The sequence below is a fragment of the Treponema maltophilum ATCC 51939 genome (assembly GCF_000413055.1).
Lineage (GTDB): Bacteria > Spirochaetota > Spirochaetia > Treponematales > Treponemataceae > Treponema_C > Treponema_C maltophilum.
The window spans coordinates 759596-782608 of record NZ_KE332518.1 but is presented as its reverse complement, the minus strand read 5'-3'; the positions used below and the strand labels follow the sequence as shown (position 1 = coordinate 782608).

Annotated in this window: 18 protein-coding genes and 1 pseudogene; 9 read left to right on the top strand and 10 right to left on the bottom strand. The window is 48.3% G+C overall.

The genetic code is table 11. The features are described 5' to 3' along the window. Positions 1–4 precede the first annotated feature (4 nt). Both HMPREF9194_RS03555 and HMPREF9194_RS03550 read right to left on the bottom strand, forming a co-directional pair. On the bottom strand, positions 5–1585 hold the full coding sequence (locus HMPREF9194_RS03555; RefSeq protein ID WP_016525006.1) for a glycoside hydrolase family 3 protein: 1581 nt from the start codon (positions 1583–1585) through the stop codon (positions 5–7). Next, positions 1582–2736 (bottom strand): exo-beta-N-acetylmuramidase NamZ family protein, encoded by a 1155-nt coding sequence (locus HMPREF9194_RS03550; RefSeq protein ID WP_040846559.1) that lies wholly within the window; start codon positions 2734–2736, stop codon positions 1582–1584. The genes HMPREF9194_RS03555 and HMPREF9194_RS03550 overlap by 4 nt, the downstream gene beginning before the upstream one ends. Before the next feature lie 108 nt (positions 2737–2844). Between HMPREF9194_RS03550 and HMPREF9194_RS03545 the strand changes: the two genes are divergently transcribed. Together HMPREF9194_RS03545 and HMPREF9194_RS03540 are read left to right on the top strand one after the other, a co-directional pair. Further along, entirely contained in the window at positions 2845–4095 is a 1251-nt protein-coding gene (locus HMPREF9194_RS03545; RefSeq protein WP_016525004.1) for an anhydro-N-acetylmuramic acid kinase, read from the top strand. Between the two features lie 26 nt (positions 4096–4121). Continuing rightward, on the top strand, positions 4122–4991 hold the full coding sequence (locus HMPREF9194_RS03540) for a MurR/RpiR family transcriptional regulator (protein WP_016525003.1): 870 nt from the start codon (positions 4122–4124) through the stop codon (positions 4989–4991). A gap of 45 nt (positions 4992–5036) precedes the next feature. Here the strand turns inward: HMPREF9194_RS03540 and HMPREF9194_RS03535 are convergent, their stop codons facing one another. From HMPREF9194_RS03535 to HMPREF9194_RS03525, 3 genes are all read right to left on the bottom strand, one after another. Then, positions 5037–5903 (bottom strand): carbohydrate ABC transporter permease, encoded by an 867-nt coding sequence (locus tag HMPREF9194_RS03535; protein ID WP_016525002.1) that lies wholly within the window; start codon positions 5901–5903, stop codon positions 5037–5039. A gap of 34 nt (positions 5904–5937) precedes the next feature. Continuing rightward, a complete protein-coding gene (locus HMPREF9194_RS03530) occupies positions 5938–6852 on the bottom strand; it encodes an ABC transporter permease (protein WP_016525001.1) in 915 nt (304 codons plus the stop codon). A 129-nt stretch (positions 6853–6981) separates the two neighbouring features. After that, positions 6982–8538 (bottom strand): extracellular solute-binding protein, encoded by a 1557-nt coding sequence (locus HMPREF9194_RS03525; protein ID WP_016525000.1) that lies wholly within the window; start codon positions 8536–8538, stop codon positions 6982–6984. A 211-nt stretch (positions 8539–8749) separates the two neighbouring features. On the opposite strand from HMPREF9194_RS03525, the gene HMPREF9194_RS03520 reads away from it, so the two are divergent. Genes HMPREF9194_RS03520 through HMPREF9194_RS11785 form a run of 4 tightly spaced genes read left to right on the top strand, consistent with a single transcriptional unit; the run spans position 8750 to position 12560 of the window. Then, complete coding sequence (locus tag HMPREF9194_RS03520) at positions 8750–9883, top strand: iron ABC transporter substrate-binding protein (RefSeq protein ID WP_016524999.1); 1134 nt, start codon at positions 8750–8752, stop codon at positions 9881–9883. Positions 9884–9894: 11 nt separating this feature from the next. Continuing rightward, complete coding sequence (locus HMPREF9194_RS03515) at positions 9895–10941, top strand: FecCD family ABC transporter permease (RefSeq protein ID WP_016524998.1); 1047 nt, start codon at positions 9895–9897, stop codon at positions 10939–10941. Beyond that, the gene (locus tag HMPREF9194_RS03510) at positions 10938–11699 is read left to right on the top strand and encodes an ABC transporter ATP-binding protein (protein ID WP_016524997.1); all 762 of its coding nucleotides are present in this window, start codon (positions 10938–10940) and stop codon (positions 11697–11699) included. Before HMPREF9194_RS03515 ends, HMPREF9194_RS03510 begins: the two co-directional genes overlap by 4 nt. Positions 11700–11717: 18 nt before the next feature. Further along, positions 11718–12560, top strand: a complete 843-nt coding sequence (locus tag HMPREF9194_RS11785) for a class I SAM-dependent methyltransferase (protein WP_016524996.1) — start codon at positions 11718–11720, stop codon at positions 12558–12560. A gap of 9 nt (positions 12561–12569) precedes the next feature. Here HMPREF9194_RS11785 and HMPREF9194_RS03500 read toward each other — a convergent pair whose 3' ends face one another. Then, positions 12570–12890, bottom strand: a complete 321-nt coding sequence (locus HMPREF9194_RS03500) for a metal-sensing transcriptional repressor (RefSeq protein WP_040846554.1) — start codon at positions 12888–12890, stop codon at positions 12570–12572. A 23-nt stretch (positions 12891–12913) separates the two neighbouring features. Further along, positions 12914–13933 (bottom strand): tRNA-dihydrouridine synthase family protein, encoded by a 1020-nt coding sequence (locus HMPREF9194_RS03495; RefSeq protein ID WP_016524994.1) that lies wholly within the window; start codon positions 13931–13933, stop codon positions 12914–12916. 177 nt (positions 13934–14110) lie between these two features. Here HMPREF9194_RS03495 and HMPREF9194_RS03490 point away from each other — a divergent pair, with 177 nt between their 5' ends. The 3 genes and pseudogenes from HMPREF9194_RS03490 to HMPREF9194_RS03480 all read left to right on the top strand — a co-directional run bounded on the left by HMPREF9194_RS03490 (position 14111) and on the right by HMPREF9194_RS03480 (position 17349). After that, positions 14111–14806: a hypothetical protein gene (locus HMPREF9194_RS03490; protein WP_016524993.1), complete on the top strand. Its 696-nt coding sequence runs from the start codon at positions 14111–14113 to the stop codon at positions 14804–14806. A 75-nt stretch (positions 14807–14881) separates the two neighbouring features. Further along, complete coding sequence (gene murD / locus HMPREF9194_RS03485) at positions 14882–16276, top strand: UDP-N-acetylmuramoyl-L-alanine--D-glutamate ligase (protein ID WP_016524992.1); 1395 nt, start codon at positions 14882–14884, stop codon at positions 16274–16276. 185 nt (positions 16277–16461) lie between these two features. Then, positions 16462–17349, top strand: a pseudogene (locus HMPREF9194_RS03480) (RpnC/YadD family protein). A 34-nt stretch (positions 17350–17383) separates the two neighbouring features. Here HMPREF9194_RS03480 and HMPREF9194_RS03475 read toward each other — a convergent pair. The 3 genes from HMPREF9194_RS03475 to HMPREF9194_RS03465 all read right to left on the bottom strand — a co-directional run bounded on the left by HMPREF9194_RS03475 (position 17384) and on the right by HMPREF9194_RS03465 (position 22842). Further along, positions 17384–18388, bottom strand: coding sequence for a glycosyltransferase family 2 protein (locus HMPREF9194_RS03475; protein WP_016524990.1), 1005 nt, complete (start codon positions 18386–18388; stop codon positions 17384–17386). Between the two features lie 33 nt (positions 18389–18421). Continuing rightward, positions 18422–20743, bottom strand: coding sequence for a hypothetical protein (locus HMPREF9194_RS03470; protein ID WP_016524989.1), 2322 nt, complete (start codon positions 20741–20743; stop codon positions 18422–18424). A gap of 65 nt (positions 20744–20808) precedes the next feature. Then, positions 20809–22842 (bottom strand): methyl-accepting chemotaxis protein, encoded by a 2034-nt coding sequence (locus HMPREF9194_RS03465; RefSeq protein WP_016524988.1) that lies wholly within the window; start codon positions 22840–22842, stop codon positions 20809–20811. Positions 22843–23013: the final 171 nt, after the last annotated feature.

Below are 23013 nucleotides of genomic sequence, written 5' to 3'. Positions count from 1 at the left end.
TTTTTTATTCGGTCATATCGATCGCGGGAATTGTCAAGCCGAGCCGGCCTTCGCATTTTTCGCCGCGTTTTAAAATATCGGTAATGCATGATAAAACGCTGTTGCTGTATTCGTAGGCGGCGATACCACATACGCCTCTTTGCAAAAGATTTTCCGAAAGGCAGCCCAAATCGTAGGGGTTGCGCAGTGCGGTGACGAGCATGGGTTTACCTAATTCGGCGAGCGCGCGGACTAATTTAAGCTGACCGCGTTTGACATGACCGTTATACGTTGCCGCGGCAATCGCACTCGCATTTTCGGCTTGTGCGCGGATTTTTGCGATTTCCGCATCGCCCGGATCGATTGAAGTGTCGACCGCGGTACCCCCGAATTCTTTTTGCATATGGGAAGCAAAGCTTATCGACGCATCCACATCGTTCGACACGTTTGTAATAATAAAAGGCTGCGGGCCGACAAAAAACGGATTTTCCCCGAAATCGGGAAAGCGCACCGCAGCCGACGGGTACGCGGTGATCGTTTTTTTTCGCAAATCGGCGATTGTTTTTTTTATTTCGTTCAAGCGATCGCCGCTCAAAGAGTCTGCACGCGGAAGTTTTTCTTTTAAAGCAAGTATCTTTGAAAGCGCACCGTCTATAACTTCGGCTTTTATGCGGCCGTTTTCGCATTCTTTAAAAACTTCGTCCAAAGAATCGCGGGCGGTTGAAACGGTATGCGAAATAAAGATCAATTCGATTCCGGCATTGATTGCGCCTACGCAGCTTTGCGGCGTTCCGAAGAATTTTTGTACCGCTTTCATTTCCATACAGTCGCTTATAACCAAGCCGGAAAAACCGAGCTCTTTTTTGAGTAAATCGGTAACGATTTTTTTCGACATCGTCGCAGGTACGTCTTTATCGATTGCCGGAAACACGATGTGGGAAATCGTAACCGCGCTCAAAGGCGAATGCACTGCCTTTGCAAAGGGTATAAGTTCGACCTTGTCGAGTTCCGCGCGCGTTTTACGGACGGTCGGAAGCGTCAGGTGCGAATCGACCGAAGTGTCGCCGTGGCCGGGAAAATGCTTTGCCGAACTCAATACGCCGCCTTCGGCCAAGCCGCGTATCATTTGAATGCCGAAACGCGCAACGATATCGGGATTGTCGCCGTAGCTGCGCACGCCGATAACCGGATTGTTCGGGTTTGAATTAACGTCCAAAACGGGCGCCAAGTCGAAATTCACTCCGCAGCCGCGTAAGATTTCGGCGGTTAAAAGCCCCGCCGTATAGGCGTTTTTTTCATCGCCCGTTGCGGCCAGAGCCATAGCGCCGGGCACGTTCAGCTCGTCTTCGGCCAAACGCGACACCGCCCCGCCTTCCTGATCGATCGTAATAAAAGCGGGAAAACCGGTTTCGCTTTGAATCAGCTTTTGAATGTCGGTGCACAGCGTTTTCATTTGCGCAAGACTTTCGATATTGTGTTTAAATAAAATAACGTTTCCGACCTTGTATTTTTTTACCAGTTCGATAAACTCGCCGTTCATGCTTGTGCCGGGAAAGCCGCAGACAAACATTTGCCCGATCTTTTCGCGCAGCGTCGTTTTTTTCACAGCGCATCTCCGTACATAAAAAATTTTTTAGCCCGTTTAAAAAAAGCGTCCGCTTCTTTTTCAAACACCGCCGCAACTTCCCGCGCCGAAGACGCACGGCGCAGAATCGAACTTCCGGCAAGGCGGTCAACGGGCATAAGCTTTGCGCCCTCGGGAACGGGCAAAAACGCAAAGTCCTCCGGATACTCGTTTTTGATTGTAAACAGCAGTTCCAAGCCCGTTTTAACCGGCTCGAAGGTTTTGCAGTCTGTAATAAAAAGCCGAACGCCGCGGCACAGGGCACCCGAATGTTTTGAAGAAACCGGCGTAAAACGGGCACTCATAAAATGCACACCCGGAAGTTTTTTTGCGTTCATCGCATCCGCAAGTTTTTCCGCGTCGATAAAAGGAGCACCGACCGTGCTGAAAGGGCTTGCGGTTCCCCTGCCCTCCGAAATATTCGTACCTTCAAAAAGCCCGATGCCCGGATACAAAAGCGCGCATTCGAAGCCGGGCATATTCGGCGAAGGCGGAACCCACGGCAAACCTGTTTCGTTAAAAAGCATGCCGCGCGTCCAATTTTTTACGGGAACCGTATGCAGCGCACAGCTCATCGCCTCGTTTTCGTGTACGAAGCGTGCAAGTTCTCCGGCCGTAAGCGCATAACGGATCGGAAGCGGATACATACCGACAAAGCTTTCGTATTCTTTTTGCACGAGAGCGCCTTCGGCTTTAAAACCGCCGAGCGGGTTTACCCGGTCCAAAATAATAACTTCTTTGCCGTATCTGCAAGCCGCCTTGAGCGCGCAGATCATCGTCGAAATATAGGTATAAAAACGGGTTCCCACATCCTGAATGTCGTATACGAGCGCATCGACATGCTCGAGCATCGAACGCTCAAAATCCTGACCGTCTTTTCGGTACAGGCTGTACACGGGAATGCCGGATGCGCTTTGCGAACCGCCCGATTCCACGGGAGCGCCCGCCTCTTCGCAGCCGAACAGACCGTGCTCGGGCGCGAATAAAGCGCCGACCGTATAGCGTTCGGCGAGGATTTTCCATGAAGGGACAAAATCTCTGTTTACGCCCGACACCGACGTAATAACGCCGAGTTTTTTGCGCGCAAAAAGAGAATCAAAGCCGTCTATTGCATCGATTCCGTTTAAAACCATGCATAAAGTATATCCCGATTGAAAGTTTTTGTCTACAGAGCGGCTAAAACATGAAATATTGTTTCCGAATTTATTGACAATAAAAGCGTTAGGCTGCATAATTTCGATATGGACAGGTTGGGCCGCATACGGCAAAAAACGACAAAAACAGCCGTCGGCTTAATGAGCGGAACCTCGGTTGACGGCATAGACGCGGTATTGCTCGACATAAGCCGCACGCCCCCGAAAGCTGAAAACCGCCGCAAAAACGCAGGACTGTTCGGCGCATCGGACAAGCTCCCCGAACTTCCCGAATTGACGGTAAAAGAACGCGCTTTCGTTACGCTTGATTATCCCGAAGATGTACGACAAAAACTTTTGGCTTTGGCCTCCGGGAATACGGGCGGCAGCGAAGAACTGTGCGTGCTTAATTTTTATTTGGGCGAACTGTTTGCGGACGCGTGTTTTGAAGTGTGTAAAAAAGCCGGCGTATCGATCGGTTCGGTAGACTTTATCGGTTCGCACGGACACACGGTGTTCCATGCGCCGCAGGAAAGACTCGTGTTCGGCAAGCGCATAAAAAGCACGCTGCAAATCGGGGAAGGCGCGGTCATTGCCGAACGCACGGGCTGCATTACGGTGTCCGATTTTCGCGTGCGCGATACGGCTGCAGGAGGCTTCGGCGCGCCGCTGGTTCCGTTCAGCGAATACCTTTTATACCGCGAACGGGGAAAGGTTATCGCACTGCAAAATATCGGCGGCATAGGCAACATAACGATTTTACCCGCAGACGAAAACATAAACGGCATTATCGCATTCGATACGGGGCCGGGCAATATGATTATAGACGGCTTGGTACGGATTCTGACCGGCGGTAAACAAAATTACGACAAGGACGGTGCGATCGCTTTGCGCGGAAAAGTCGATGAAGAACTGCTCGGCTTTTTAAAAAAAGATCCGTATCTCTACGAAGCGCCGCCGAAAACGACGGGGCGGGAGCATTATACGGCCGATTTTATACAAGCGTTTTACCGTAAGGGCAAAGAGCTTAATCTTGCACCGGAAACAATTGTGCGCACGGCATCGTATTACACGGCTTTTTGTATCGCCCGCTCGCTTACGGATTTTAAGCTGCCGCAGCCGCAAAAACTTATTGTCGGCGGCGGCGGAAGCAAAAATCCGGTTATTTTGGCGCACTTGCGCGAACTGCTTCCGCACTGCGCGGTTATGACAAACGAAGATATCGGCAAAAACGGCGATTCGAAAGAAGCGTGCGCCTTTGCCGTCCTTGCGCACGAAACGCTGTACGAACGGCCGAACAACGTTCCTTCGGCAACGGGAGCGCACAGCTTTGTCGTTATGGGAAAAATCAGCTTTTAGGCGGCAAAAAACGTCGAGGTGAAAACGTGACCAATATAGAAATCAAAGTAAAAAGTATTTTCGATCAATTAAGCAACGCGGAACGTAGTGCGGCTCAGTATTTTTTGAACAATGCGAACAGCATATTCGACAAACCGATTGCGGTGCTGGCAAAGGAATCGCAGACGACTCAAGCTGCATGGGTGCGTTTTTGCAAAAGCTTGGGATTTAAAGGTTTAAAAGAATTAAAAAAAAGCTTTTTCGTCCAAATACAAATGCCCGCATCGGAAAACACGTACGAAAACTATACGGTATACAGCGACATAAACGGCTACAAAAGCGTTGAAGAAATAAGCGCGAACGTTATGCAAAGCGGCATATGCGCGATTACGGACACGGTAAAACTCATCGATTCGGCAACGATGGAAAAAGCGGCAAAAGCGATTATGAAGGCGCACAGCGTTAAACTGTTCGGCGTTTCCGCGTCGGCCCTTGTCGCCGAAGATTTTTACTACAAACTGCTGCGCATCGGAAAAAACGCCTGCTTTTCAAAAGACAGCCACGTACAATTAACCTACGCGGCGAACATTTCGCCTGCCGACACGGCGGTGATTATTTCGCATTCGGGCGCGACGGCCGAAATTATAGAAATTCTCGATGCGGTAAAAAAACGCGGAGCCGTCGGCATTGCCGTTACGCGCTTTTCCAAAAAAAATTATTTGAACAATGCCGACATCATTTTGTATTCGAGCGCGCCCGAAATTTACCGCAGAAGCGGCGCGATGAGCAGCAGGATAGCGCAGCTTACCGTTATAGACGTTTTATTCAGCACCATCGCACACCAAAACTACCGGGTTATAGAAAAAAATCTTGAACAAAGCTACCGCGCCTGCCTCGTTCATAAAAAGAAGTTTTAAAAACGGAACTTGCCGCCCGTTACAATCGGCGGCGCCTTTTCGGAATCAGCCTTTCACCGAACCGAGCGTCAAACCTTTTACAAAATATTTTTGTAAAAAAGGATAGAGCACAATAATCGGCAGCGTGGAAACGATAATAACCGCAGCTTTTATGGAAATACCGATAACCGACATGTCCGCGCTTCCCGCCCCGTCGCCCATAACGGCGGTTCCGTTTACGATATTGCGCAAAAACAGCATAACCGGAAACTGGGACGATTTTAAATAAATCAAGCCGTTAAACCAATCGTTCCAAAAGAAAACGGCGGTGTATAAGCCGACCGTCGCCAAAGCCGGCGTCGAAAGCGGCAAAACGATTTTTATAAAAATCCTAAAATACCCCAAGCCGTCGATGAGGGCGGCTTCTTCAAGTTCGTAGGGAAAAGCTTTAAAAAAGTTGATTAAAATAATCAGATAAAACTGATTTATTGCAAACGGAATAAGCATTGCAAAAACCGTTCCCGTCAAACGCAAAGACGACACAAGTAAATACGTGGGGATTAAGCCGCCTGAAAAAAACATCGAAAAGACGACCAGCTTTGTAACAAAACCGGTACCGCGCAAAAACTTTTTCGAAAGCGGATACGCAAACATCGACGTAAAGCAAAGGGAAATCAACGTTCCGAAAAACGTATAGAAAAACGTATTGCCGTAGGCTTTAAAAAAGTTCGGATACGTAAAAATCTGTTTATACGCGGCAACCGAAAATCCCACCGGCAGCAGCGACACCTTTCCGTTTATTATCGCCGCCGGATCCGAAAAAGAAAGGGCAAACATATATACAAAGGGCAGAATACAGGCCAGCACCACCAGCAACATAATAAGAAAAAGAATGCTGTCAAAAACGGTCGAGCCTCTTTGATTTATCTGCATATTCAACTCCGCTGATTTTATTACTAAACGTCTTTTAATAAATACCTTCGTCGGTCAGTCTTTTGCTCAGCGTATTCGCCGAAGCGACAAGGACAACTCCGATAATTCCGGTAAACAATCCGATGGCGGTCGCATACGAATAGTTTTGATTCGCCAATCCGGTACGGTACACCAAAGTTGCGATAATATCGCTGACATCCGCATTGTTCGGTGTATACATAAGCAGTATTTTTTCAAAGCCCAGATTTAAAAGCCGCCCTATTTCCAAAATAAGCATAACCATAATCGTCGGCAAAATGCACGGGATCGTTACGTATATTATTTGCTGGAATTTATTCGCGCCGTCTATTTTTGCAGCTTCATACAAATCTTCGTTAATGCCGGTAATCGCGGCCAAATAAATAATCGCCGTCCAGCCCATGTATTGCCACGTGTCGGTAAACACATATAAAATTCTGAAGTATTGCGGCTCATTCATAAAATAAATCGGCTGCACGTCAAAAAGTTTTTTTAAGACGACGTTTAAAATACCCGTACTGGGAGATAAAATCTCGCCCATCATCGCAATAACGACAACGGTCGAAATAAAACGGGGCATATATGAAATCGTTTGAACGGCTTTTTTAAAGAACAAATTCCGTATTTCGTTCAAAAGAAGGGCGAAAATAATGGGAATCGGAAAATTGATAACCAAATTCAATAAAGAAAGACCGATCGTATTCCGGAACGCGCGCCAAAAGGCGGGATCTTTAAAAAACATTTTAAAGTAGCGCAAGCCGACCCATTCCGACCCGAACACGCCCAAGCCCGGACGATAGCGCCTGAAAGCCAGAACGTTGCCGAACATCGGAATATATTTAAAAACGATAAAATAAATAAACGGCAATATCATCATCGCATATAACTGCCAATATTTGTGTACGTACCGCCGCGTTTCAATTTGATGCATAAAAACCCGCTTGCCTTGAATAATCGTGAATGGCGGTACGGAGATCGTAAAACCGCCGTACCGAAAAAAAATTAGACCTGTTCGATAACTCCGTTGTCGAACAGGTTTATTATTAAAAGTTACGTAGATTTACTTTCTGCGATGGCTGTTGTACAGTTCAAGATATTTTTCGAGCCCCAGGTTGTTCATATCTTTAACATAGGTCGCCCAATTCTTTTCAATATCTCTTTGCCCGGTAATAAAGTCGTTTGTCCATTTTTCAAAGGCGTCCAACAAGGGCGTGCGCAAAATACCGGCTTCTTCGGAAACAACGTCGTCAAAAAGCGGCGTAGGCGGAATGGCTTGGATCGCGTTATCCATTTTTTCCACTTCGGCATTGATTCTCGCATAGTTTTCATCGTACTTTGTCATTTCTCTGCTGTTTATCCATACGAGTTGAGTTACGTCGGAACCGCAGCCGTACTTTATCTGCATCGATTTATATATGCCTTCGGGCGCTTCGACGATGTCTTTCGCATAGGTAATTTTACCGTCTTTTTCGGTATAGGTAACGCCTTCAACGCCCAAGCACCACAGTTTGGCGCCTTCGTCGCTGAAAAAGATATCGTCTATCGCCCGCACAACGGCTTCAAAGTCGGCGCGTTTTGCGGTTTTTGCGGGAATCATAATGCCGGCCTGTGTTCTGCTCTTGGGCTGGTGGTGGGCGCCGCCGGGACCTTCAAGCGGCGGATACATTTGCAATTTAAATCCCTGAATCGACGATTTGCCGGTAACGCCGCCGATTTGGTCGTAATAGGCGTACGTTGCGACGGCTTTTCCGGTTGCAAGCTTTTGCGCCCATTTATCGCCGTCGATAGGATCGGCCATTTCCGGATCGAGCAAGCCTTCTTTGTACAATTTTGCAAGATAGCTTACGTATGATTTATACATATTGCTGGTGGCACCGGCAAAATAATCGCGGCTGTCATAGTTCCAGCTTAATACGCCCGTACCGGTGGAAGAGTTTTTACCCAAACTGATGCCGTACGAAGGCATGGTCATTCTGAACAATACGCGCGGCCCGGCCAAAATCGTCAGCGGGTAAGAGTCGGGATTGTCCTGTTTATATTTTTTCAAATATACGTACAAATCGTCGAATGTTTTCGGTTCGCTCAAATTATATTTTTGCAGTATGTCTTCGCGCAAAATCAAACCGCCGTCGTAAAAGGGCGTATCGAATAAAGAAGGAAGATAATAGTATTTTCCGTCTTTTAAACGTATGGAATCGACGTCTTTTTCCATACCGAATTTTTCAACCTGTTTGTTGAAATTCGGAGTCCAGTCGCGGTAATCGCTGAGCGCGACCAGTGCGCCGTTCATAGCGAGTGAAGCGTTTTCGCCCTGCGTGGTGCGGTACAAAATAACGTCGGGAGTATTGCCCGTATTCAACGCAAGAGAAACCTTTGTGGCGTAATCGGCGATCGGGATCGGTTCGAAATTCAATTTCGTATTCGTGCGCTTTTCCGATTCCTTAATCGTAAGCCAATCGGCTTTAAAAGGAAGCGTCGCGTTATCCGAATAGTACAGCGAAATTTCGACGGTTTTTCCCGACGACTTTTTTTCGCCGCTTTTTTGTGCTCCGCCGCAGCCGATAAAGGCCAAAAGGGCAATGAGCATAACAGCATAAACTTTATAACTGAGTTTCATATATTCCTCCGCGTCAAGCATACCCCTACATTGTAATCCTGTCAAGTAATTTTAATTCACTGTTAAAGTAAAAAAACGTTATTTTGTTTCATCCGATTCATAGTTTTGCCGCCTGAAAATCACCCCCGTGGAGGCTTGCGCGCTCTTAGACGGGGCTTTATACTGAATTATTCGAAAAATACTTATTTATACGGTTTATACGGGAGAGTTTATGAAAACATTACACAAAGCGCGTATTTTTCGCGCGGCATTTGTTGCAGTTTGTGCGGCGCTATGCCTGAACTGTGCGGCCTTATATCTGAGTTGCACGCAAAAAACGCAAAAACAAAATAAAAATCAAACGGTGCGGGAGCGCACGATTACCGATATTTTGGGGCGCACGGTAACGATTCCGGCACGGGTTGAACGTATCGCCGCAATAAACGGAGCGGCACGAATGCTTACCTATGCGCGCGCAGTCGACAAACTTGTCGGCGTTACCGACATGGATAAAAAAGGTGCTGCCGGCATGCCGTATTCGTACGTAAATAAGGAAAAGTTTCAAACGCTCGCGTCGGTCGGAAAAGGCGGCAGCAACGATATCGCTTATATAGAAAAAATCGCCGAACTGTCGCCCGATTTGATTTTCGCGTTTACGAACAATATCGATGCCGTAAACGACGTGCAAAATAAAACGCACATTCCCACAGTCGCTTTGTACAAAACGTCGATGTTTTCCGACGATTTTTTCGAAACGCTTTTATTGATCGGTTCGATTATGGGAACCGAAGCCGAATGCAAAAAAACGGTTGATACGATTAAAAACTGGCAGCGGGATTTGAACGACAGAACAAAGGACATTCCCGACGCCGCCAAACCTTCGGTGTACGCGGGCGCGGTGAGCTTCCGCGGCGGACACGGCATAGAAGGCACGTGCGGCGCCTACCCGCCCTTTACGGCCGTCAATGCAAAAAACGTCGTCGATTCGACCGGAAAAACGGGCGAAATGCTCATCGATCGCGAAAAAATTACCGAGTGGGATCCGGACATTATTTTTTTGAACCCGTCGAATATGAACCTCGTAAACGAGGACTATAAAAAAAATAAAAACTTTTACGAAAATTTAAGCGCCGTAAAAAACGGCCGTATCTATTCGCAGGTTTCGTACAATTACAATTGGACGAATGTTGAAATCGCGATTGCGGACGCCTACTATGCAGGCTGCATTATCTATCCGGAACGCTTTGCCGATATCGACTTTAACGAAAAAGCCGAAGAAATTTTCAAGACAATGCTCGGACAAACATATCTTGAAGTTTTGGATAACGCGGGCATAGGTTTCGGGCCCGTGATTATCGGAAAATAAGCGGCCGCAAAATGGAAAAAACATATGGCGCGTACACGAGCGTAAAAAAACTTTTTATAATCGCACTTGCGCTTTTAACGGCACTTATCGCCCTTTTCGCAATAGCGAACGGTTCGTCGAAACTGACGATACTGCAAGTGCTTGCAAGTTTATGCGGCCGCGGTACGCCGAAAACGGATATTATCGTATTGGACATCCGTCTGCCGCGCATTCTGACGGCGATCGTCGCCGGAGCGGGATTATCGGCCGCAGGCTGCGTTATGCAAAGCATTTTGCGCAACCCGCTCGCTTCGTCTTCGACGCTCGGCATATCGCAGGGCGCGGCTTTCGGAGCGGCGGCCGCAATCATTTTGTTCAATGCGGGCGCACAAAAGCAAAGCCTCGACGGCATCGTTTTTTCAAATCCGTACATCATATCCGTGTGCGCGTTTATCGGCGCAATGCTTTCCACCGTTATTATACTCGGTTTGTCCAAAATCAAAAAGACGACGCCCGAAACGATGATTTTATGCGGCGTTGCGCTCAGCTCGCTTTTTGCCGGCGGAACGGCTCTTTTGCAATATTTTGCCGACGACGTAAAAATAGCCGCCGTCGTGTTTTGGACATTCGGTAATTTGGGCAGTACATCGCACAAAGAAATACTCATTATGGGAGGTGCCGTGTGTCTTTCTTTGACGTATTTTTTCTTTAACGGCTGGAATTACAACGCGCTGCAAAACGGAGAAAGTACGGCCAAAGGCTTGGGCGTCGATACGGATGTCGTGCGCCTTGCAGGCATGGCCGTCTGTTCGTTCACCGCATCGGTAATCGTATCGTATGTAGGCATAATAAACTTTATCGGTTTGATCGCCCCCCACCTTATGCGTCGCATAGTCGGCAGCGACTACCGTTTTTTGCTGCCCGCTTCGGCCTTCGCGGGCGCGGTACTGCTTTTGCTCAGCGATACCTTTGCGCGCCTTGCCGTACAGCCGGTCGTTCTTCCCATCGGAGCGATCACTTCGTTTTTGGGAGCGCCGCTTTTTATCGCTTTGATATTCAAAACCGGGAAACGTTTATGAAAGAGCGGGCACTAGATGTGCAAAACGCGGAATTCGGCTACCGCGGCGGCACGGTTATACACAACATATCGTTCTCCTGCGAAAGCGGACATTGCCTTGCGCTGTTGGGCAACAACGGGGCCGGCAAAACCACACTTTTAAAATGCCTGAACCGCATCCTCGGCGTTCGCAGCGGCATCGTAAAAATATGCGGCAAAGACATCAGGCGAATGGAGCGCAATGCCCTTGCGCAGCATACGGCCTACGTCGCCCAGCATACCGACGCGGTTCGCCTTACCGTCTTCGATTCGGTGCTGCTCGGAAGAAAGCCGTACATCAAGCTGGGGCCGCAAGATGAAGATATGCGTATTACCGAAGGCGCGATCGCGCGCATGGAATTGGACGATTTAAAGCTGCGCTACATAGACGAGCTTTCCGGCGGCGAATTGCAAAAGGTCGTGCTTGCGCGCGCTTTGGCGCAGCAGCCGAAAATCCTTTTGCTCGATGAACCGACAAGCAGCCTCGATTTGCGCAATCAGCACGAAGTAATGCGTACGGTACAAAAAATCGCAAAAACGGACAATATTCTCGTTATCGTCGTTATACACGACCTGAATCTTGCCCTGCGGTATTGCGACCGTTTTTTATTTATTAAAGACGGTGCCGTTTTTGCCTGCGGCGGCGATGAAATCGTTACGGAGCAGGTTATTTCCGACGTCTACGGAATTTCCGTGCACATAGACGAAATCGGCGGAAAAAAATTCATTACGGTCGATTGACTGAAAGGAACGACAAAAATGAGCATTGAACGATTGAGGCGGGAATGGATCAATCCGCATAACGGCAAGGCGGACATACAAAAACGCATGTGGGACAGTGCGGCAAAACAATTCAGCGCCCACGAAATTCCCGATCCTAAAACAAACGCGTTCCTTAAACTTGTTTTCGAAAAAGCAAAACCCGATTCGTCCATGAGCGCTTTGGACATAGGATGCGGCTGCGGTTCGTATTCGATCGCGCTTGCACCGCACATAAAAAACGCGGTCGGCGTAGACATTTCGCCCGAAATGATTCAATATGCGCAAAAAAGCGCGAAGGAACACAGGGTGCAAGCGGATTTCCGCCGCCTCAATTGGGCAAGCGCCGACATCGAAAAAACCGGCTTTAAAAAAGCCTTCGACATCGTGTTCGCACATATGACGCCCGCAATAGCCGATTTTGCAACCTTCGACAAAATGAACGAATGTTCAAAGGGCTGGTGCTTTATCGCAAAACCGGTTAAACGGCACAGTTCCTTGCAAGAGCACATTTTTGCCGAAGCGAGCGTATCGTTCGACCGGGGTAAAGGCGGCGCACCGGCCGATTCACTTCCGTTTATAACCGAATACCTGCAGGACAAAGGCTTTAAAAGCGAATCGTATTACCGCAGCGAAGTGTGGACGGTCGAAAAATCGCTTGAAGAAATGACCGAATGGATGATTTTGTGGGCAAAGCTGCGCACGGAACTCGGTCCCGATCAGGAACGGGCGATCGTTTCGGCACTGCAAAAAGAAGCACGAAACGGTATAATCGTCGAAACAACCGAAGCGACCATTGCCACCGTTTGCTGGAACGTGCAGCCGCTTCACGCGATTATGTAACCGGCACAATTATTTAACGAACATATCGATTGCGCTGTTGAGCTTTTTGACGGCTTCCGTATCGCCCTGCTCCACCGCTTCAACGATACAATGACTTATGTGATTTTTCAAAACAGTGTTTCCGGTGTTATTGATTGCCGCCCGAACCGCCGCAAGCTGGATGAGCACTTGGCTGCAGTCCTCGTCGTTTTCGACCATGCGCTTAATCGCTTCAATATGCCCGGCCGCCTTTGAAAGACGGTTTATAACGGCTTTTTTTTCTTTATCGCTGTGAATGTGGCGGTGTATGTGTCCGTGAGTGCCGTGAATATCGTGTACATGATTTTCCATAAGTTCCCATCCTTTGCGCAGCATCATACGTTCAAAACGCGCTCTTGCGGCATTTCGTCAAAATAGCGCGTAAAGCGCTCAAGCATGGCGCGATGATCTTTTTGATTAAGCACCTGCGACTTTATATAATGCGCAAACGAAACGTTATCGCAATAATAAGCAAAAAAGCGCTGCGTCCTCGTTTTCCAAAAATCCGCAGGCTGGCATGCTTCCAAATCGGCAATAAAATCTTCGGCGATCTTTACCAAATCGATTTGAAGTTCCGCGTCGCGCCGGCCGGCTTCCGTATCGCACCCGTCCGGTTTTGCCGAACGTTTTAAAAGCGTAAAAATCCACGGCTTTTGCACGGCGGCGCGCCCGATCATAAAAGCATCGGAAAGCGGGCACTGCGCGGCAAAATCCGCCAAACTTTTCGGCCCGTCTATCGCGCCGTTTCCCGCAACCGAAACAGCGGGATAACGCGCTTTTATAAATTCGCCGAGCAGACGGACGTATTGTATACGCGGGAGACGGGCATAGCGCTCTTTTCTCGTGCGCGGGTGCAGCGTAATGCGCTCGACGCCGCAACTGCACAGCATATCGGCAAAGTCGAAAAGGCCTTGCAGCGTAAAATCTTCCTCTCCGAGCCTGATTTTTACACTCAAACGCTTTGCCCCGCACGCAAGCCGAAGTCCGCGCAGCATCGATTCGACCTGCTCAAAGGGTTTACTCATCCACGCGATGCCTGCACCCTGCCGGTAAATTTCGGGCGCGGGGCAACCCATATTTATGTCGATGCCGATAACCGAAGATGCACCCTCGGTTTGCATAAGAAGCCGGGCACAGTGGACAAGCTCTTTTTCGTGAGCGCCCGTCAGCTGCCACACCGTTTTTTCGGGTTCGGGCGCACAACTTGCGTAGCAGCGCTCGTACGGGCCGCCGTTGATAAAAGATGCGGCATGTATCATTTCGGTGTAGTATTCGTCGCATCCGCCGAAACGCGCGATCGTCCGTCTGAGCGCTTCATGGCTGAGCGCCGCCATCGGCGCAAGCAAAAGTTTCATATCGTCCGCCCCATCTTAAAGCAAAACGCCGGATTGTACCAGAGGCTTGCCGATTTTTGTTCAGGCTGCAAGTCCCGCTTTCTCGGTTGACATGCCGCCACATAGATGCTATAGTTTTAACGATATTGATGCGGAAGTCGGAAGAGTTTCCGGCACCGTATCTAAATGGAGGTTTCTATGAAACAAAAAAAATTCGTTATCGTATCGGCGGTTCTTTTGCTGTCGGCAGTCGGTATGTTTGCAGACACGATATTGTCCGTCGGCCCCGCTTTTACGAATTATTTCGTACAGACTAAAGTAGACGGCAGCATTGATTCCCAAGTCTTAAGTCTCCTCGACAAGTCTATCACGAACGCTAAAGACGAAAAGAACAATGCGGCAGGCTTTGCACTCGACTGGAGAGGAGAACTTTTTTACCTGATGGCTCAAATGGCCTTCCCCGGGAAAACCCATTCCGACATTTTTAAATCCAATTCGGAAACCATAAAGCGGTCCGCCATTATTCTTGATACCCAGCTGGGTGTAGGCTTTACGCTCTTTAAACAATCACAGCTTAATCTATTCCTCGGCGCAGGCGCGGGATTGAACACCATGTACGCGAATCAAGAGATGCAAGTGCCGATTGCAGGAAAAATCAGTTATGCAAAGCTTGACTTTATGGTCGGCGCGGGCGCAAACGTTATTGCAAGCCTTTTCCTTACGAAAAACATCGGTATATATGCGGGCGTTGCGGATACCATCTATTTTCTCCCGATCGTAACCCAAAAGAAATTTACTTTCGGCGGAAACACATACGAACTGGATAACAAAACCGTAAAAAATGTTTTGGCAAACAGCTTGAACGTAAAAGCAGGCCTTACGATTAAGTTATAAATCGTAAACCGATTTTACGCCGATTTTATAAAAGGCCGTCTTTGCAGACGGTCTTTTTTTTTGTATACTGCCGATATGCAGACACTTAAAAGCATGCTTGACAACATACGGAATTTATCCGTTACCGTTATGGGGCTCGGCTTAAACGGCGGAGGGCTTGCCGCCGCCTCTTTTTTTGCCGAACGCGGCTCACAGGTTACCGTTACCGATTTAAAGTCCGCCGCAGAATTGGAGCCCTCGGTTAAAAAATTGAGCGGATTTTCAAATATACGATTTGTGCTCGGCGAGCACCGCATAGAAGATTTTAAAACCGCCGACCTTGTCATAAAAAATCCGGGCGTTAAACGCGAAGGCAATATCTATCTGCAAAACGCGCGGCGCATAGAAAGCGATATTTCCGTATTTTTATCGTTGTCGCACGCTCCCCTGCTCGCCGTTACGGGCAGCAAGGGAAAATCCTCAACTGCAAGCGCCCTTCACTACGGGCTTAAAGCACTCGGCTATAACGCATTTTTGGGCGGCAATATTACGGTGAGCCCGCTGACCTTTTTGGAGCAAACGGAAAGCACCACGCCGGTCGTCTTGGAGCTTTCGAGCTGGCAGCTTGCCGACTTAAAAAATGCGGATTTTTTCAAACCTCAAATCGCAATCATAACGCCGATTATGAGCGACCATTTGAATTGGTACGGCACGATGGGAAAATACGTCGCCGACAAAAAAATCATCTATAAAAACATGGATAAAGACTGCCGTCTTATTTGTTCGTACGGCGACCGCTGGGGAAACGAATTCGCCGCAGAAAGCGCGGCGCGAATTTACCGCTATAGCGAACAGGCCCTGCCGGAAGATATCGAGGGCGCCTTTTTTACCGACGGCGTAAACGGCTTTTGCCGCGTCGGCGGAAAGTGCGTTCATGTGCTGAATGAAAAGTCGCGCGTTCCCGGCATAAAACTTAAACAAAATGTTTTAAATGCGGCTTTGGCGCTCATGCTGTACGGTTCACACGCGGAAAAACTTTCGGAAGTTATGAACGGCTATGCCGGAATCGAGCACCGCATGGAATTTTTTTACGAATCGAACGGCGTTGAATTTTACAACGACAGCGCGGCAACGATTCCCGAAGCGGCAGAGGCCGCCTTGTGCGCATTTTCTTCGCCGCCGGTACTCATTTGCGGCGGCACAAACAAAAAGCTGGACTTTACACCGCTTGCCGACCGGGCGTACCGCGCAAAAAGTATTTACTTGCTGCGCGGATCCGGCACAGACTTGCTCATCGATTTACTCAAAGAACGCGGTATCGCGTATTACGGCCCCTTCGACGGCTTCGACCCGCTTTTGGCGCAGCTGAAAAGCCGCCTTGAAAAAGGCGACAAGGTCGTACTGTCGCCGGGAGCCGCAAGCTTCGAACTTTTTACAAACGAGTTTTACCGCGGCAATCAATTCAAACAAAAAGTGCGCGAAATGATGTAAAAAGACAATATAAGAATTTCGCATGTTTTGTACCGTCTGCGCCTATAATAAGGGGCGGAGGTACATTATGGTAAAACATAACCGCTGTCCAACAAGGCACGTCCCTGTTCCTTGTTGGACGACGAGTTTTTTACAAAAACTCGCTTCCCTATAGCTTAACCGACATCCTGTCGGAACAGATATAAATACACGGGACGCATTTGGACGGTTCGACCAAGATTACCCCCTTGCGCCTTGAACACGTCATGTATATGAGCTTTTGCAACGATGTGTCCTGCCTCATCGACAATAAAATCATTGTGCTGGCCGAGCATCAGTCTACAGTCAACGACAATATGCCCTCGCAAACACCGTACGTCCGTGTACCGTGTTTGCGGCGAGTTTTTGGGCTGCAAAAACATCGCATTCAATGTATTTAATCGCCATCCTTGGCGACATCGAAAGCAAAGCAAATCCAAAACCCGCGCGAGCGTTATTCCCGTAAGTTAAAACAGATTCCCACGCCTGAGTTTTACGTTTTTTACAATGGTGAAGAAAAATACCCCTCCCAGACGGAACTCAAGCTCTCCGATGCGTTCGCGGTAAAATCCGCAAAACCGAGCCTTGAATTGCTTGCAAAAGTGATAAACATCAATTACAATAAAGACAGTAAGCTTTTGGAAAATTGTAAGCCGCTTGAAGAGTACACACTGTTTGTAGAAGCGGTGCGCCGACACATCAGGCTCGATGCTGAAAACGGTTTTAAGAATGCTATAAAAGAGTGTATACAAAACGATATTTTACGGGACTACTTAGAGCGAAAATCACGGGAGGTTATGAACATGTTGATAGCCGAATATGATTACGATACCGATATTGCAGTTCAACGGGAAGAAGAACGCGAAATCGCCTTTGCCGAGGGAGAAGCGCAAGGCATTGAACGCGGAATAGAACAGGGAATTCAACAAGGCTTTTCCGACGGTTCGCGCCAAAAGGCACTTGAAACGGCAAAGTTGATGAAAAACATGAATTATCCGATCAGCGATATTTGCACAATATCCGGCCTTTCCGTTGAAGAAGTCGAAAAACTTTAGGAATCGCCGCACGCTGTTTTAACCACCCGCCCCTTTACCCCCGCATCGCTTCTTCCGCGCGCTTGACGAGGCTTTCGCCCCAGTAGTCGCAGAGAATATTGTACGCTTCTTCCTGCAATGACGGCTCGACACAGACTTTAAGGCGGCGCAAATTCGATGTAAGCTGAGACCCGCACAGTTCGTACAGAGCGGCTTCGTATTTTTTGTCGATCGGGTGCGTTTGCAGATATTGGAAAATAACCGTAAATACCGAAGATGCGGAACAGGCTTTTTCCCAGCGCGCACGGTCCGTGATACGGCTTTTTGACGTAATGCCCGCATCGTTGTTGTAGCGGTAGACGGTATCGTCTATACCGAAATACGAGGGATTTTGCTGCAGCACAAAAAAATACACAAGCAAAGCTTCGGCCATAGTGCAAAAGGTGTGAGGGATCGCCTCATAGGCTTTGCGCAGCAGTTCGGTACGGAAAAGTTTTGCGCACAAAAAGCTCGTGTGGCCTTCGGCAAGAAAAAAATCATCCGATACGGCTTTGCCTTCCAAAAAACCTTCATGCACGCGGCGCACTCTTTTGGAAAACTTTTCAAAAACCGCGGCATTCTCTCCGCCGTGCAAAGCGGGGTCCTTTATAAAAAGCTCCATCCTGCCGTGCACGATATCGGCTCCGGATGAAAGGGCGGCAGCGTACAGTTTTTCGAGTGCGCAGGGAGTGAGCGTATCGTCAGGATCGACAAAAAGCGTATAAGGGGCCGAAGCGGACAGTACGCACGTGCGCCGCGCTTCGAGGGTGCCGCGGTTTTTGCGGTGCTCTTCGAGAACAAGCGAACAGCCGCGTTTTGTAAACTCTTTTTTATAGCGCCGTATGATTTTCGGCAGTAAGGCCCCCGTCGGGCTTCCGTCGTTTACGACGATAATCTCCAAGGGGAAATCGGCGCTTGCGCTGTCAAACACTGTCTGTTCAAGAACGCTGTCAAAAAAGGAGGACAAAAAACTTTCCGTTCCGTACACCGGAACGGAAAGCGTTATACGCGGCGCTTTCAAAACCCGCCGCGCACGAAAAAACAAAGGAACATATTATTTCCAGTCAAACTGACCGCAGTCAACATTGTACCGTAATTCCTTTGAAAAGGTTATTCGGGTGTCGGGAATCAAAAGATCGGGATGATCACCGACCATGTCGCCGGAACCGTCGAGCGTAAAGAGCAAAACGCGGTTTTTGTTGTACGACGTTTTATCTTCCAATCCGTATGCGCCGTCCGAAGCGATAACGAGCTTTTTGGGTTTGACGGCGATAAAGCGATAGGGAGCAAAATCGCCGTTTGAAGCATTATTCATATCGTAATAAAACACTTCCTCCCCGCCAAAATTTTCCGTTTCTCCGATTTTAAGAAGTTTACCCGACATATTGAAAAAAGCGGGATCGGAGCCGATTTCTTGCTTTGTACTTATGCCGTACAAAACGCCGTCCAAAATCTGCAGGGCATTGATATTTCCGACATCGTCGTGGCTCTGAATATCACCGTCAGAACTTCCATCATGCTTAAACTTTTTAATGCTAAAACCGGACGCTCCGTTCGTCGCAACAAAGAGGCCGTCTTTATTTGCCGCAAGGGGAACAGGGGAGGATTCGGGAATCTCAGTCCATGATGAATGCGTGGCGGCTGCAGAGAAATCCTGGGTCGTTTGCCAGCGTATACGGCCGATTTTATAAACAGATGGAGAATATTCATAGCAGTAATACAGTGCGTTATATCTATACCCGCCGTGTTCTATGGTACCGGACGCATCAACCGCAATTGCGGTTATTTTATCAGTCCCGAAAGGATTTGGGGAAGGGGTAAGCGGATGATCAAAATCGTAGCCGCCGTTTGCAGTCGTTTCATAGCGCACAACCTCATAATCGCTCCTCCCCTTTTTCACAAGATACAAATTGCCGTCCTGGTCGAAGCAAAATATATCCGTATAATAATTGTTATCGGACACGGATGTGATGACCGCAGAGTCGAGGGAAGAACCCGCACTGGCTACCGTATAATAGTCGAAACCTTCGGTAATACCGGTAGCCTTTTTCCACAAAAGCGTTTTTTGAGGAAGTATTTTTTCTTCTTTTTCCCAGGTTGCGCTTGTGTCGGTAAACGAAAGCGATTTTGTGCTTGTATTAAAAGAGGCAATGCGATTTTTATTTGCCGTAATGCGCGGCGCTTCGTTAAAATACGTAAAAGTTACGCCGTCGTCGGCAATGTACAACACATCATCGTCAAAACCGATGAATTTAAGCGGTCCGTAAAAGCAGCTGGCGCCGGTCGGCACAATACCGTTTTCGTCATCTTTGTCACTTTTGCCGAATTCCTCGCGGTCGTCAATTTTTTTCTTTACTTTATTGTACTCGTACTTGATAAGGGCGCCTTTTGAATACACGTTACCGTATTGATCGGGAACGACGGTGTAGTCGTTGCGCAAAAGGTACACGGCATCGTCCGTAACGAACATATCGGTATACTGATAGTTACTTATACCTGAAGGCGGATCGATGTTATTCGGTTTTTCATTGTTAATTTGGTTTGCCGGCAGCTGCATATTTATATCGTACACATAGAGTTTGGTACCTGAGGTCTGTTCCCCCAGTACAAACAACTGCCCGTCGTGCGCGGCGATGCAATTTATGCTTGAAAAAGAAGATAAACTAACGGAAGACCAGTTTGAAAGAGGAGATTCCGCCTGTACGTCATACAACTTTTTATTGTCATCCAGTAAAAATACTTTTCCCGTTTTCGAATCACCTACAAGCTGTTTTATATTTCCGGTAACAACCGTAGGAGTACCGCTTCTATCACCTTCACTTGTATAAAAATGTAAAGTATTTCCATTTCCAATATAAATATTTCCCTTACCGTCGCGGCAAAATGCAGGTAAACCTTGTCCGGAAAAAGACGGCAGCAAGGATTTGCCTCCTACGGTAAAATTAAATGTAGGAGACGACGACGACGTTTTCGAAAAAGTAAGCGCTTGGGCGCCGGATATGGTTTTATTCAGCTTTACGGACACGGCGTTTGTGCCTTCTTCAACCGTAAAGGTTGTGCCGCCGCTCCAAATTCCCGATGCGTTTGACGCTTTTACGCGGAGGCGTACCGTATCGCCGGCAATAAAACGCAGCACGATATTTCCGGCTTCGCCCGGCGCGAATTCTTTTACAAAGGTACCGCCTACACGGCCGACCGCTTCTATCGTTATATGAGTATCTTTTAAGAACGGAAGCCCGTTTTGGCCTATAGCTCGTGCGCCCGAAGCCGAACCGCCCAAGTCAAGGACGACGGTTGCGTACTCGCCATTTACGGCCTGATTGCACGAGAAAAAAACCGTACTCAGCAGTAAAACTGCCGTTATGAATTTTTTCATGATTACCCTCCGTATTGCAATATCCTCTTTAATACTATAACCGAAAATCGGCAAAAAAACAACTTTTATGCTTTAAATTTTGCAATTTCGCCGACAAGCGTTTCTATGCTGCCTCTGTTTCGTTGAGTAGCTTCGTTGACTTCCTGCACCGCATTGTTTATTTGAACGGCACCGAGCGCCATTTCGTTCATGCTGTCGGTTATAACGCGGGTTAAATCTCCCAAGCGTGCCATTTCTTTGGATATTTCGGTTCCGCCGCCGACTATTTCGGACGAACCGGATTTTACGGTCATCGTGATTTCGCTTATTTCCTGCATGGCGCGCAGCACGTCCGCACCGGCTTTTTGCTGTTCGTGCATCGCCTGCACGACGGCCTGCTCTTGAGACGCGACGCGTTCGGCCAAACCGTAGACGCCGTTAAAGGCCTGTTCGGCGGCTTGCCCCGATTCGGTAAGCAGTCCGATAACCTCGGCCGTTTCATTTAAAACCGTACCGATGTGTTTTCCCTGCGTGTTCGATTCTTCGGCAAGTTTGCGGATTTCGTCGGCAACAACGGCAAAGCCCTTGCCCGCTTCGCCCGCATGGGCGGCTTCGATCGCGGCGTTCATTGCAAGCAGGTTCGTTTGGCTTGCAATATTTTGAATCACCTGACTCGCTTCCATAAGCAGGCCCGACTGTTCGGCAACCTTCGAAACGATTTCGTTCGCCTTTGCCGCGCCTTCTTTGCCGTTTACCGATTGTTTGTATAAATCCTGAATGGTTTTATTGTTTTCTTCAAATACCTTTCCTATCGAATCGATGTTCGCAATCATTTCTTCGACCGCCGCCGAAGAAGATTCCACACATTTTGCCTGCGCTTCGATGCTCGCATTCACGCTTTGAATAACGCGCAAAATGGAATCGATTGTGGACGCGGTTTCGGTAACGCTTGCAGCCTGCGTTTGCGCCTGCTGTTTTACGCCTTCGATATTCGCGGTAATTTCATGTACGGCGCTTGCGCTTTCCGCCATGTCGGCGGATAAGGTTTCGCCGATTTCTTTCATCGTTTCGGATTCCCGCCGCAACGAAGCAAACATAAGCGCCATGTTGTCCATGGTTTGATTGAAATATCGAATAAGACTGCCGATTTCGTCCTTACCCTTGTAGGCAACCCTGCCGGTAATGTCGCCCGACGCGATTTTCGAAAAAATTCCGTGCAGTTTATCAAAAAAAGCCAGCAGCCGGCCCGACAAAACAAGCAGCAGCACAAAAAAGATAACGCACATGCCGGCACCGACAAAGGCGATATTGCGTATAAAGCCGTACACCGAATCCGATATTTCCGCGCGTTCTATGCACGCGATAATTTTCCAGCCGACGTCTTTCATCGAATAAACATGCGCATCCCATTTTTTGCCGTCGAATTCGGCTGTCATAGGACCGTCGCCCGCGTCGGCAAAACGCGCAAAAGCGCCGATACCGCTTTCGGCAAGCGTTTTAAAATTCAGGTCCGCGTGCTTCGGGTCGGCCAAAACAGTGCCGTCGCCCTGCACGAGCATAACGTAGCCGGTTTTGCCGAGCGATATGTTCGAAATAAAATCGGTTAAATCGCTAAGGCTCACCTCAATGCTCATGCAGCCGACATCGTCCCCGTTATCGGAAACGATTTTTTTTGACACACAGATAACCGGTTCACCTATGGTGGATTGATAGGCGCTTGCCATAATCGTTTTGCCGCCGGCTTCAAAGGCTTGCCGATACCACGATCGTTTGCGCGGATCGTAGCCGGCCTGCATGGAACCTTGCGACGAAGTTGCGTAGCCGCCCCACTTTGTTCCCAAGTATACTTCGGCAAATTCGGGATAATTTTTTTCTATACGCGTAAACAATTCGACCAAATCGCGTTCGGTTTTGCTTTTTCTCGTGTCCTTTATAAGAACCGCTTTTGTTTCTTCGGAATAATCATGGAGCGTGTCGTCGGCGCCTTTTATAAGCGGATGGTCGGCAAGAGAACCGACCGCGTGTTCGGCGTTTTGGATAACGCTGCGCACGGTTTGCGCAACAACCGAAAGTTGCTGCTCCATAAACCGGTGGAATTGTTCGGTATTTATTCTGTTCATCTGCGAACCGACGATAAGACAAGCTCACACGACAAGAACGCTTACGGTAAGCATTACCGCAAAAATCATCTTTGTCCGTATCGAAGAAAAAAAGCCTACCCTGCCCTCTTTCGCATCATTTATCTTGATTGTTGTCATAAAACGCAGCCTCCGCTTCTCTTTAAAGATAAT